Raw genomic sequence first — 12,440 nt, forward strand, 5'->3', positions numbered from 1 at the left:
GTGTGGATAACTTATTTTGCCAGCAGGTCTTCGCCGATCTGGCAGACGTTTCCGGCTCCCATAGTTATCAACAGGTCATTGTTCATACAATTTTCGGATAAATATTTCTCGATTTCCGCGAAGGAAGGGAAATACAGGCTCTCCGTACCGCGCTTCCGGACTTCGGCAGCCAGGTCTTCGCTGCGGATGCCCAGGGTGTCGGTCTCCCGGGCGGCATAGACGTCCGCGAGAATGACAAGGTCAGCCATGGTCAGAGCGTCGGCAAAGTCGTTCCAGAAAGCCTTGGTCCTGGTGTAGGTGTGCGGCTGGAAGACACAGATGATCCGGTTGTGGGGATAGTTCTGCGCAGCCGTCAGGGTAGCCCGGATCTCAGTGGGATGATGGGCGTAATCATCAATGACAGCAGCGCCCCGGAACTGCCCTTTGTATTCAAAGCGGCGTTCCGTACCGCCGAAAGCGGACAGTCCCCGGAGAATGGTGTCAACGGCAATCCCCGCGTAGGAGGTGCAGGCGATGGCTGCCAGTGCGTTCACCACATTATGGGCGCCGGGAACCTTCAGCTGCAGACGGCCGGCTTCTTCTCCGTAGGCGATGACCGTGAAGGCCGCACAGCCCCGGTCATCATAGGAAATGTCTGCGGCAGTGAAGTCTTCACTGCCGGTGACGCCGAAGGTGGTCACCGCGCAGGACAGATCCGCGGTGATTTCTTCCGGGTGGGGGATGGCGCTGTTTAGGAACAGGCAGCCTTCCGGATCGGTGTTGGCCGCAAACAGATGGAAGGAATGGCGGATATCGTCAATATCCTTAAAGAAATCCAGATGGTCCTCTTCAATATTAAGGATGATCGTGTAGGTGGGACGGAAGTGAAGGAAGCTGTTGGTGTATTCACAGGCTTCGGTCAGGAAAACTTCCGGTCCGCCGACGCGGATATTGCCGCCGATAGCATCCAGAATGCCGCCGACGGAAATGGTGGGATCTGTATCGGCAGCCAGCAGGATATGGGAAATCATGGAAGTGGTTGTGGTTTTTCCATGGGTGCCGCTGACACCGATGGATTTTCTGTAGTTGTCCATGATCTGTCCCAGTAGTTCGGCCCGGGACAGCATGGGGATGCCGGCTTTTTTCGCGGCGGCGTATTCCGGGTTGTCTTCGTGGATGGCTGCGGTATAGACCACCAGATCAATATCAGGGGTGATATTTTCGGCGCGCTGTCCGATGGCAATGCGGGCGCCGTCTTTTTCCAGATGGTCCGTCAGTTCGGAGCGGCGGCTGTCCGATCCGCTGATGGTAAAATGTTCCTTTAAAAGAATCTCCGCGAGGCCGCTCATGCTGATGCCTCCGATTCCGATAAAATGAATGTGAACGGGGTGCTGATAACTGATTTTATACATTTTGTTCTCCATAGGGCCCGAAAGGGCAGATGCTTTCTATTAATTAAGTCATTTGACGTGTTTACCGGATTTCCAAGGATTAAGTATATCAAATCCTGTTTATTTGTAAAGCGTACAGAACCGGGTGTATTTTCAGAAAAAAGTTTAATTTCAGGATGGAAAGCATTGTGTGAAGTATTATGCGTATGATATAGTATATATGTATCATCAGCAGCAGGATTTCTGCTCCTTTTTCGTCATTTTAGACAAATGACAGAAGCGGAAATTAGTCGGTTTTTCATTAGCAAAATATTTGAGACTGGGGTGAAGAAAATGATTCACAAAGAGATGATAGCAATGCTGCTCGCCGGAGGACAGGGCAGCCGTCTGGGGGTTCTGACATCGCGGGTGGCGAAGCCGGCGGTGGCATTTGGCGGAAAGTACCGCATCATTGATTTCCCACTGAGCAACTGCATCAATTCCGGCGTTGACACCGTCGGTGTGCTGACACAGTATCAGCCGCTGCAGCTGAACGCCCATATCGGAATCGGCATTCCGTGGGACCTGGACCGGGCCAACGGAGGAGTCACCATACTCCCGCCGTATGAGAAGAGCGGGGGCAGCGAGTGGTACAGCGGCACAGCCAATGCGATTTACCAGAATATCCGCTATATTGACAATTATAATCCGGAATATGTGCTGATTCTGTCCGGGGATCATATTTATAAAATGGATTATGAGGTGATGCTGGATTTCCACAAGCAGAACAACGCGGACGTCAGCATTGCCGTGATGCCGGTTCCTATGGAAGAGGCCAGCCGCTTCGGCATCGTCGTGGCGGACGAGACACACAGAATCAATGAATTTCAGGAAAAGCCCCCGGAGCCCAAGAGCAACCTGGCATCCATGGGTATCTATATCTTTACTTGGAAGGTGCTGCGGGAAGCGCTGCTTGCCAATAAAGACGTGGAAAACTGCGACTTCGGCATGCATGTGATTCCGTACTGTTTCGACCGGGGAGACCGGATTTTTGCCTATGAGTACAACGGCTACTGGAAAGATGTGGGTACACTGAAGTCCTACTGGGAAGCCAATATGGAGCTGATTGAGCTGATCCCGGAGTTTAATCTGTATGAAGATTACTGGAAGATTTATACCCAGAGCGACGTGATCGCGCCCCAGTATATTTCTCCGGAGGCCGATATCCAACGGGCCATTGTGGGAGACGGATGCGAGATTGCAGGCACTGTCTGCGGCTCTGTGATCGGATCCGGTGTGCGGATCGGCAGGGGGGCGGTAATCCGGGATTCCATCATTATGCAGGATGTGATCATCGGAGATAACGTCCGCATCGAAAAGGGAATCATCGCCGAGGGTACCGTCATTGGAGAGAACGCGCAGCTGGGCATCGGCGAGGAAGTGCCGAATAAATTAAACGAAAAAATATACAATTTCGGTCTGGTGACCGTGGGTGAGCATACCATTATTCCGCCGGATGTACAGATCGGAAAGAATACTGCCGTCTATGGCGCGACAACCAAAGGGGACTATCCGGACGGAGTCCTCGCATCAGGGGAATACATCGTGAAGGCAGGTGGAAGAGAATGAAAGCAATAGGAATTATTTTAGCCGGAGGAAACAATTTCCGCATGCGGGAACTGTCCGCAAAGCGCGCCATTGCGGCGATGCCTGTGGGAGGCAGCTACCGCTGCGTGGATTTCGCGCTGAGCAACATGACGAATTCCCACATCCAGAGAGTGGCTGTGCTGACACAGTACAATGCCCGGTCTCTGAATGAGCATCTGAGTTCTTCCAAATGGTGGAATTTCGGACGGAAACAGGGCGGTCTGTATGTATTTACGCCTACCATCACCAGGGAGAACAGCCTCTGGTATCAGGGCACGGCGGACGCGATCGCGCAGAATATCGATTTCCTGAAAAACAGTCATGAGCCGTATGTGGTAATCACCGGCGGAGACTGCGTATACAAGATGGATTACAACAAAGTCCTGAATTACCATATTGACAAGCATGCCGATATTACGGTGGTCTGCAAGACGCTGCCGGAAGGTTCGGATGTCAGCCGGTTTGGTGTCGTGAAGATGGATGAGGACGCCCGGATCGTTGATTTTGAAGAAAAACCGATGATGACGGATTCTCATACGATTTCCACCGGAATCTATGTCATCCGCAGACGTCTGCTGATTTCTCTGCTGGAACGCTGCATGGAAGAGAACCGGTATGATTTTGTCAGCGATATCCTGATCCGCTACAAAAGCATCAAGAAGATCTACGGATATAAGATGGAAGACTACTGGAGCAATATCGCTTCTGTGGATTCTTATTATCAGACAAATATGGATTTCCTGAAACCGGAGATCCGTCAGTACTTCCTGCGCCAGGATCCCATGATCTATTCCAAGGTATACGATCTGGCACCGGCAAAATATAACGAAGGCGCCGCAGTGCGCAATTCGCTGATTGCCAGCGGATGCATCATCAATGGCAGCGTGGAGAATTCCGTGATCTACAAGCGCGTGTTTATCGGCAAGAACTGTGTGATCAAGAATTCCATCGTATTGAATGATGTATATATCGGAGACAACACACACATAGAGAACTGCATCGTGGAGAGCCGGGATACCATACGGGCCAATTCTTATCTTTGCGGGGAAGATCAGATTAAAATCGTAATGGAACACAACGAAAGATATGTAATGTAGGTGTAACTGCCGCAGGCGAATCATTTGGAGAGTGGGGGAAAAATGAATATCACAGACATTAGAATTCGTAAAATCGACAAAGAAGGCAAAATGAAAGCAGTCGTTTCGATTACCATTGATGACGTGTTTGTCGTGCACGACATCAAGGTAATTGAAGGCGAAAAAGGGCTTTTTATCGCGATGCCCAGCCGGAGGAACGCCGAAGGCGAATATCGCGACGTAGCGCATCCGATCAATTCTGAGACAAGAAAGTACATCCAGGATCTGGTTATGGACAAATATGAGGAAATGCTGACAGCGGGAGCAGGCGCATAACAGATCTGCAGACTGGTGGGAACCGGCATTTCCGGGAAACCGTCTTTCACTTGTGTTTCACTATATTATTTCCAGAAGACAGCCGTTTTTGAGACCGGCTGTCTTTCTTTCTGCTGTCTTTCTCTGTGATACTTGACACAGCCGGCGGTTTCGGTGTAAATTTTACAGAATCATGAGCGTGAGGAGACGGCTGTCTTTTCGCGCCTGAAGCTGTGTCCGCAGGTTCTGCGGACCGAAGAAGAAAAAGAGCCTGTTTGGCAGACGAAAGCAAGGGAGCGAGCATATGTATCTGATTGCGGGACTGGGCAATCCTACTGCACAATATGAGAAAACGAGACACAATATAGGCTTTGATGCCGTCGATGTGCTGGCGCGCAAATGCGGCATTACGATGAACCGCCGGCAGTGCCAGGCGCTCACCGGCACCGGCTACTGCGAAGGACAGAAAGTCCTGCTGGCGAAACCGCTGACCTATATGAACTTAAGCGGGCACAGCATCCGGGACCTGATGCGCTACTACCGGCTGGACCCGGAGCAGGACCTGATTGTGCTGTATGATGATATCAGTCTGGATCCCGGCAGCATCCGGGTCCGCAAAAAGGGAAGCGCCGGCGGACACAACGGAATCAAAGATATTATTGCCATGACGGGAACCAGCGATTTTTCCCGGGTCAGAATCGGCGTGGGAGCCAAGCCCAGGGACTGGGACCTGGCGGACTATGTCCTGGGCAGAATGCAGGGAGAAGACAGGAAACAGGCAGATCAGGCGCTGGAAGAGGCCGCCCAGGCGGTGGGCCTGATGATTACCGGGCGGACCGATGAGGCGATGAACCGGTTTAACCGGAAAAAGAAGCCTGCCCCGAAAGAAACGGAATCGGCAGATAAAGAGAGCAGATCATCATGAAGACATTTACGGAACCACTGACACACCTGCAGGTGTATGAGGAGATTACAGACCGATATAAAACCGCAAAGAAACCGCTGGCCATATCCGGGTGCACGGATCCCCAGAAGTGCCATTTCATGTACGGCATCGGCGGGGATGCCGTCAGAAAACTGATCATCACAAGCACGGAGCAGCGTGCCCGGCAGATCGCGGAAGCCTACGGATTCTATTCGGATACGGACGCAGTGTATTTTCCGGCCAAGGATCTGCTGTTTTACCAGTCGGATATCCGGGGAAACGCGCTGACCAAGGAGCGGATGGCCGCCTATGAGGCTTTGCTGACGTCGGACCATGGAGTCATCGTGACCACATTTGATGCCCTGCTGGGCAAAATCACCGCGCCCCGGATTATGCGGGATGCGGTGCTGCGCCTGGAAGAAGGCGGAATCGCGGAACTGGCGGCTGTGCGGATCCGGCTGACGCAGATGGGGTATGAAAGCTGCTATCAGGTGGAACAGCCGGGGCAGTTCGCGGTCCGGGGCGGAATCCTGGATATTTTCCCGCTGACCGCGGAGCAGCCGGTGCGTATTGAATTCTGGGATGATGAATTGGATACCATACGGAATTTTCAGGTGGATACGCAGCGGTCCTATGAGGAACGGCTGCCCCGGGTGACTGTTTTTCCGGCCGGAGAAGTGATTCTGCCGGATCGGATCCGCAAAGCAGGCACAGAGGCGATTCGCAGAGACGGGGAACAGGGGGTCCGCCGGCTCCGGGAGGAAAGAAAAACAGAAGAGGCCTTTCATCTGAAAGAACTGACGGAACTGACGGTGACACAGCTGCAGGATCTGGACAACCCGGACAGCGCGGAAAGCATGCTTCCCTATTTTGAAGACGCAGGCTTTGAAACGGCGGGACTGCTGGATTTTTTTGCGGATGGGGACAGCCGGATCTTTGTGGATGAACCGGCCCGGTGTCTGGAGGCCGCCCGGCAGGTGGAGCAGGAGTTCTTCACCGGCATGCAGGCCCGGCTGGAGCAGGGGCTGGTGCTGCCGGGACAGATGCGTCTGCTGCAGAGCGTGGAGGAAACCGTCCGGCAGCTGAGAGAGAAAAAACCGCTGCTTCTGACTGTGATTGACGGGCATACGCCGGGGCTGGAGCCGGAGGCGGTATTTCATGTGCCGGTAAAGCCGGTGAACTCCTACAACAGCAATTTTGAACTGCTGGTCAGCGACCTGAAGCGTTACGCAAAGGAAAAATACAGCGTGGTATTCCTGTGCGCCTCTTCCACCAGGGGAAGGCATATGGCAGGGGAACTGCTGGACCGCGGCCTGACGGCCTTTTATACAGAGGACCGGGACCGGGTTGTGCAAAACGGCGAAATCCTGGTGACCCGGGGCAGCCTCACAGGAGGCTATGAGTATCCGGACATTCGGTTTGTGCTGCTGACGGAGCGGGATATCTTCGGCGCCCGCCGGAAGAAGCGCCGCCACAGAAAAATCTATGACGGACAGAATATCCAGAGTTTTTCCGAACTGCATCCCGGAGATTATGTGGTGCATGTCAACCATGGCCTGGGTCTTTACCGGGGAATTGAAAAAGTAGAAGTCGATCATACCATCAAGGATTATATGAAGATTGAATATGCCGACGGGGGCTTTCTGTACGTGGCGGCATCGCAGATGGATATGATTCAGAAATACGCCGGCGCGGACGCCCGGCGGCCGAAACTGAACCGCCTGGGCAGCACGGAGTGGCACAGAACCAGAAGCCGGGTACAGAAGGCGGTGGAAGAAGTTGCCGAAGAACTGGTGGAACTGTATGCCGTCCGGCAGGAAAAGAACGGTTACTGCTATCCGGAGGATACGATCTGGCAGCGGGAATTTGAAGAACAGTTTCCTTATGAAGAGACGGAGGATCAGCTGACGGCCATCGCAGAAACCAAGGCAGATATGGAAAGCAGCAAGATTATGGACCGTCTGATCTGCGGGGACGTGGGATTCGGCAAGACGGAAGTGGCGATCCGGGCCGCGTTCAAGGCGGTGCAGGAGGAAAAACAGGTGGTGGTGCTGGTGCCGACGACGATTCTGGCCCAGCAGCACTACAATACCTTCCTGCAGCGGATGAAGGACTATCCGGTGACCATCGGCATGCTGAGCAGATTCCGCACACCGGCGCAGATCCGGGAGACCATTGCGGGCCTGAAAAAAGGGACGGTGGACATCGTCGTGGGAACCCACCGGGTACTGTCTAAAGATGTGGAGTTTAAAGACCTGGGGCTCCTGGTGATCGATGAAGAGCAGCGGTTTGGCGTAACGCACAAAGAGCGGATCAAACAGCTGAAAAAGAATGTGGATGTACTGACCCTGTCCGCCACGCCGATTCCGCGGACGCTTCACATGAGCCTGGCCGGGATCCGGGATATGAGCGTGCTCACGGAGCCGCCCCAGGACCGCTGCCCGGTGCAGACCTATATTATGGAGTATAATGAGGAAATGATCCGGGAGGCGGTCAACCGGGAGCTGGCCAGGGACGGACAGGTTTATTATGTATACAACCGTGTCAAGGACATTGCGGAGATGGCGGCCAGAATTCAGCAGCTGGTGCCGGACGCGGAAGTGGAGTACGCCCACGGGCAGATGCCGGAACGAAAACTGGAAGAGATCATGTATCAGTATATCAATCATGAGATTGACGTGCTGGTGTCCACCACGATCATTGAGACCGGCCTGGATATCGCCAACGTAAACACCATGATTATCCATGACGCGGATACCATGGGACTGTCCCAGCTGTATCAGCTGCGGGGCAGGATCGGCCGCTCCAACCGGACCGCCTATGCTTTTCTGATGTACCGCCGCAACAAGATCCTCCGGGAGACAGCGGAAAAACGGCTGTCGGCCATCCGGGATTTCTCGGAACTGGGCAGCGGTTTCCGGATCGCCATGAAAGACCTGGAAATCCGGGGAGCCGGCAATGTGCTGGGAGAGGCCCAGTCCGGCCATATGGAGGCGGTGGGCTACGACCTGTACTGCAAGATGCTGAACGAGGCCGTGCGGGAGATCAAAGGCGAGCAGCCCCGGGAGAAGTTTGAGACATCCATTGACATTGACCTGGATGCCTACATTCCGCCTTCCTATATCCCGGATGAAGTGCAGAAACTGGAGATTTACCGCAGGATTTCCATGCTGACCGGTGAGGAAGACAGAGACGAGATGCTGGACGAACTGATCGACCGGTTCGGCGATCCGCCCCGGGTGGTGCAGGATCTGCTGACCATCGCGCAGCTCAGGGTGGAGGCGCACAGCTGTTATTTCACGGAAATCGCAGAGAAAGGCAGCGAAATCCGGTTTGTCTTTTATGAAAAGGCGGCGATTGATCCGGCGAAATTCCAGACCTTTGTGGATTCCCACAGGCATCATTTTACGTTTCAGGCCGGAGGGACACCGAGTTTTCACTATCACAAGCAGAAGAACAGTCCGGATTCCGTGACGCTGATCCGCCAGTTTCTGGCAGACTGCAGAGCGGGGCTCCTGCTGCAGGAACTGACGGCGGCATCTGCCGGCGCAGATAAAGGAAAGAAGAAATGACAGAGAAAAAGAATAATATTATACTGATCGGAATGCCCGGTGTAGGTAAGAGTACCGTAGGGGTCATTCTGGCGAAGATCCTGGGCTACCAGTTTGTGGACAGCGACCTGGTGATCCAGCAGGAGACCGGGAAAAAACTCCGGGAAATCATTGCGGAGCAGGGAACGGACGGCTTTATCCAGACGGAAAACCGGATCAATGCCGCGCTTCGGGCGGAGCGGTCTGTGATTGCCACCGGAGGCAGCGTGGTCTATGGAAAAGAAGCCATGGAACATTTGAAGGACATCGGCGTGGTGGTATACATCAAGCAGAACCTCTGGCACCTGAAAAAGCGTCTGCGGAATATCAAAGGCAGGGGAGTTGTGCTGAAAAAGGGACAGACGCTGGACAGCCTGTACGAGGAGCGCGCCGTATTGTATGAAAAGTATGCGGACGTGATCGTGGATGAGCACGGACTGGATGTGGAGCAGACCATCGAAGCGGTGCAGCAGGCGGTGCAGCCGTACCTGCAGGCAGAGAAATAGCTTCCGGGCCTGCCGGCAGGGCAGATCCGGACAGAGATTTTGTGCGTGTTTGATGGGAAACCGGCAGGGAAAGAGGCAAAATTCAGCATCTTTCATAGAATCCGGGAAATGGTGTTTTTCGGCCTGCGGTTTTGTGCTACAATGGATACTACTCGTATACTGTGCAAAACTTGACAAACACAGGAAGCAGTTTTTATAATATTGGGATATTGGATATTCATGTGGGATGGATCCCACTTCAGGACAGAGGACAGAAATGGATCAGTACGTAATCAAAGGCGGGAATCCCCTGAGAGGCGAGGTTGAGATCGGCGGAGCGAAGAATGCGGCTCTGGCGATTCTTGCTGCGGCTGTCATGGCGGACGAGACCGTAACAATAGAGAATATACCGAATGTGCGGGACATTAACGTGATGCTGGAGGCAATTGCGGGAATCGGTGCCCATGTGGACCGGGTGGATGTGCATACCGTCCGCATCAACGGGAGCTATATCAGCAATGTGAACGTAGATGACGAGGCAATCAAGCGTATCCGTGCCTCCTATTATCTGCTGGGCGCGCTGCTGGGCAAATATAAGGAAGCCCGTGTGGCGCTGCCGGGCGGATGCGCCATCGGAAGCAGGCCCATTGACCTGCATCTGAAGGGGTTCCGTGCCCTGGGGTGTCAGGTGGACATCCAGCAGGGGCAGGTGGTGGCCCGGGCAGACAGCCTGACCGGGACCCATATCTACCTGGATAAGGTGTCTGTAGGCGCCACGATTAATATTATGATGGCGGCCTCCATGGCAGAAGGCAAGACAATTATCGAAAATGCCGCCAAAGAGCCCCATGTGGTGGACGTGGCCAATTTCCTCAACTGTATGGGTGCCAGCATCCGCGGCGCCGGCACGGATGTGATCCGTATTTCCGGTGTGGAGAAGTTCCACAGCACCGAATACGCGTGCATTTCGGATCAGATTGAAGCGGGCACATTCATGATGGCAGCGGCCGCCACCGGCGGAGACGTTACCGTACGCAACGTCATTCCCAAGCATCTGGAAGCCACTTCCGCCAAACTGATCGAAGTGGGCTGCCGCATCGAGGAGTTTGACGACGCTGTCCGGGTTACCGCGCCGGAGACCCTGCATCATACCCAGGTGACGACACTGGCATATCCGGGATTCCCCACAGATATGCAGCCGCAGATGGGCGTGGTCCTTGCGCTGTCGGAAGGCACCAGCACGATTACGGAGAGTATTTTCGAGAATCGCTTTAAATATGTGGACGAACTGGTCTGTATGGGAGCCAGGATTAAAGTAGAGGGCAACATCGCCATTATCAACGGCGTGGAGGGCTTTACCGGCGCCCGGGTCAGCGCGCCGGATCTTCGGGCCGGAGCGGCTTTGGTCATCGCCGGCCTGGCAGCGGAAGGCATTACCACCGTAGATGATATCTACTATATTGAACGGGGGTACGAAACCTTTGACGCGAAGCTCCGTTCCCTGGGCGGACAGATCGAGAAGGTCAGCTCAGAAAAAGAAATCCAGAAATTCAAATTAAAGATCTCATGAGTACAGCCGTCTGCAGAAGAAATTTTCTACTGCAGGCGGTTTTTCCGACAGATAAAACAACATGTGTTGGAAAACCGTCAAAAAGTACACAAATCAACCGGCTGTTGCCATTGACTTTTCCAGGGGCAGGGTGTAAAGTCATTCAAAGAATGCAGAGAGTCTCATAAGCAGGAGACAAAGGGCGGGCATCCGAGCACCGCTGTCGACCCATCAGATCTTTATGGAGGAATACAATGGAAAAGTTATTATTTACTTCTGAATCTGTTACAGAAGGGCATCCGGACAAAGTCTGCGACGCGATTTCTGACGCAATTCTGGACGCATGTATGGCACAGGATCCCATGAGCCGTGTGGCATGCGAATCTATGGCCTGCACCGGATATGTCCTGGTGACCGGGGAGATTACTACAACAGCAAATCTGGATATCCCGTCAATTGTCCGCGAGACCGTAAACGGAATCGGATACAATGACGCAAAGACCGGATTTGACGGCAACACCTGCGCGGTATTCGTGGCACTGGACAAACAGTCCCCTGACATCGCCATGGGCGTGGACCGGGCACTGGAAGCCAGAGAGAACCAGATGACCGACGAGGAGCTGGAGGCCATCGGTGCCGGCGACCAGGGCATGATGTTCGGTTACGCGACCAATGAGACCAAAGAATATATGCCTTATCCGATCCAGCTGGCACACACACTGTCCCTGCAGCTGACAAAAGTCCGCAAAGACGGCACACTGCCGTATCTGAGACCGGACGGCAAGACACAGGTATCGGTGGAATACGATGAAAACGGCTGCCCGAAGCGTCTGGAGGCTGTGGTACTTTCCACACAGCATGACGAAGATGTGACACAGGAACAGATCCACGCAGATATCAAAAGATATGTATTTGATCCGATCCTTCCGGCTGAGATGGTAGATGCGGACACCAAATTCTTCATCAACCCCACCGGCCGTTTTGTAATCGGCGGACCGCACGGAGACGCAGGCCTGACCGGCCGTAAGATTATCGTAGACACCTACGGCGGATACGCGCGTCACGGCGGCGGCGCATTCTCCGGCAAGGACTGCACAAAAGTAGACCGTTCCGCAGCATATGCTGCACGTTACGCAGCCAAGAACCTGGTGGCAGCAGGCCTGGCAGACCGCTGTGAGATTCAGCTGTCCTATGCCATCGGCGTGGCACAGCCTACCTCTATCATGGTAGACACCTTCGGAACCGGCAAGCTTTCGGATGCGAAGCTCAGCGAAATCGTCCGCGAGAACTTTGACCTGCGTCCGGCAGGCATCATCAAGATGCTGGATTTAAGAAGACCGATCTACCGTCCGACCGCTGCATACGGACATTTCGGCCGTACTGACGTCGAACTGCCCTGGGAGGCCCTGGACAAGGTTGAGGATCTGAAGAAATATCTGTAGTATCAGGATACGATATGATATAATCAAGCCATAGCGCGGGTTACGCGCTATGGCTTGTTTTT

9 protein-coding genes are annotated in these 12,440 nt (G+C 53.8%); 8 read left to right on the top strand and 1 reads right to left on the bottom strand.

Going from position 1 to position 12,440, the window contains the following annotated elements; genetic code table 11:
- Nucleotides 1-11: 11 nt before the first annotated feature.
- Complete coding sequence (murC, locus tag CXIVA_RS05960; protein WP_013977097.1) at nt 12-1,391, bottom strand: UDP-N-acetylmuramate--L-alanine ligase; 1,380 nt, start codon at nt 1,389-1,391, stop codon at nt 12-14.
- 312 nt (nt 1,392-1,703) lie between these two features.
- Here murC and CXIVA_RS05965 point away from each other — a divergent pair, with 312 nt between their 5' ends.
- From CXIVA_RS05965 to metK, 8 genes are all read left to right on the top strand, one after another.
- Nucleotides 1,704-2,978, top strand: a complete 1,275-nt coding sequence (locus tag CXIVA_RS05965) for a glucose-1-phosphate adenylyltransferase (RefSeq protein WP_041728548.1) — start codon at nt 1,704-1,706, stop codon at nt 2,976-2,978.
- The gene (gene glgD / locus CXIVA_RS05970; protein WP_013977099.1) at nt 2,975-4,093 is read left to right on the top strand and encodes a glucose-1-phosphate adenylyltransferase subunit GlgD; all 1,119 of its coding nucleotides are present in this window, start codon (nt 2,975-2,977) and stop codon (nt 4,091-4,093) included. Before CXIVA_RS05965 ends, glgD begins: the two co-directional genes overlap by 4 nt.
- 42 nt (nt 4,094-4,135) lie before the next feature.
- Entirely contained in the window at nt 4,136-4,408 is a 273-nt protein-coding gene (spoVG, locus tag CXIVA_RS05975; protein WP_013977100.1) for a septation regulator SpoVG, read from the top strand.
- 283 nt (nt 4,409-4,691) lie between these two features.
- A complete protein-coding gene (gene pth, locus CXIVA_RS05980) occupies nt 4,692-5,312 on the top strand; it encodes an aminoacyl-tRNA hydrolase (protein ID WP_013977101.1) in 621 nt (206 codons plus the stop codon).
- On the top strand, nt 5,309-8,884 hold the full coding sequence (gene mfd, locus CXIVA_RS05985; RefSeq protein ID WP_013977102.1) for a transcription-repair coupling factor: 3,576 nt from the start codon (nt 5,309-5,311) through the stop codon (nt 8,882-8,884). The genes pth and mfd overlap by 4 nt, the downstream gene beginning before the upstream one ends.
- Nucleotides 8,881-9,408, top strand: a complete 528-nt coding sequence (locus CXIVA_RS05990) for a shikimate kinase (protein ID WP_013977103.1) — start codon at nt 8,881-8,883, stop codon at nt 9,406-9,408. Before mfd ends, CXIVA_RS05990 begins: the two co-directional genes overlap by 4 nt.
- A 256-nt stretch (nt 9,409-9,664) precedes the next feature.
- The gene (locus tag CXIVA_RS05995; protein ID WP_013977104.1) at nt 9,665-10,957 is read left to right on the top strand and encodes a UDP-N-acetylglucosamine 1-carboxyvinyltransferase; all 1,293 of its coding nucleotides are present in this window, start codon (nt 9,665-9,667) and stop codon (nt 10,955-10,957) included.
- A 233-nt stretch (nt 10,958-11,190) separates the two neighbouring features.
- A complete protein-coding gene (gene metK / locus CXIVA_RS06000) occupies nt 11,191-12,378 on the top strand; it encodes a methionine adenosyltransferase (RefSeq protein WP_013977105.1) in 1,188 nt (395 codons plus the stop codon).
- Nucleotides 12,379-12,440: the final 62 nt, after the last annotated feature.

The sequence above is a fragment of the Clostridium sp. SY8519 genome, assembly GCF_000270305.1.
Taxonomy (GTDB): domain Bacteria; phylum Bacillota; class Clostridia; order Lachnospirales; family Lachnospiraceae; genus SY8519.

What these genes read in the sequence shown, in the direction of transcription:
- murC (WP_013977097.1), bottom strand. Translation starts at nt 1,391, where the DNA reads ATGTATAAAATCAGTTATCAGCACCCCGTTCACATTCATTTTATCGGA.
- CXIVA_RS05965 (WP_041728548.1), top strand. Translation starts at nt 1,704, where the DNA reads ATGATTCACAAAGAGATGATAGCAATGCTGCTCGCCGGAGGACAGGGC.
- glgD (WP_013977099.1), top strand. Translation starts at nt 2,975, where the DNA reads ATGAAAGCAATAGGAATTATTTTAGCCGGAGGAAACAATTTCCGCATG.
- spoVG (WP_013977100.1), top strand. Translation starts at nt 4,136, where the DNA reads ATGAATATCACAGACATTAGAATTCGTAAAATCGACAAAGAAGGCAAA.
- pth (WP_013977101.1), top strand. Translation starts at nt 4,692, where the DNA reads ATGTATCTGATTGCGGGACTGGGCAATCCTACTGCACAATATGAGAAA.
- mfd (WP_013977102.1), top strand. Translation starts at nt 5,309, where the DNA reads ATGAAGACATTTACGGAACCACTGACACACCTGCAGGTGTATGAGGAG.
- CXIVA_RS05990 (WP_013977103.1), top strand. Translation starts at nt 8,881, where the DNA reads ATGACAGAGAAAAAGAATAATATTATACTGATCGGAATGCCCGGTGTA.
- CXIVA_RS05995 (WP_013977104.1), top strand. Translation starts at nt 9,665, where the DNA reads ATGGATCAGTACGTAATCAAAGGCGGGAATCCCCTGAGAGGCGAGGTT.
- metK (WP_013977105.1), top strand. Translation starts at nt 11,191, where the DNA reads ATGGAAAAGTTATTATTTACTTCTGAATCTGTTACAGAAGGGCATCCG.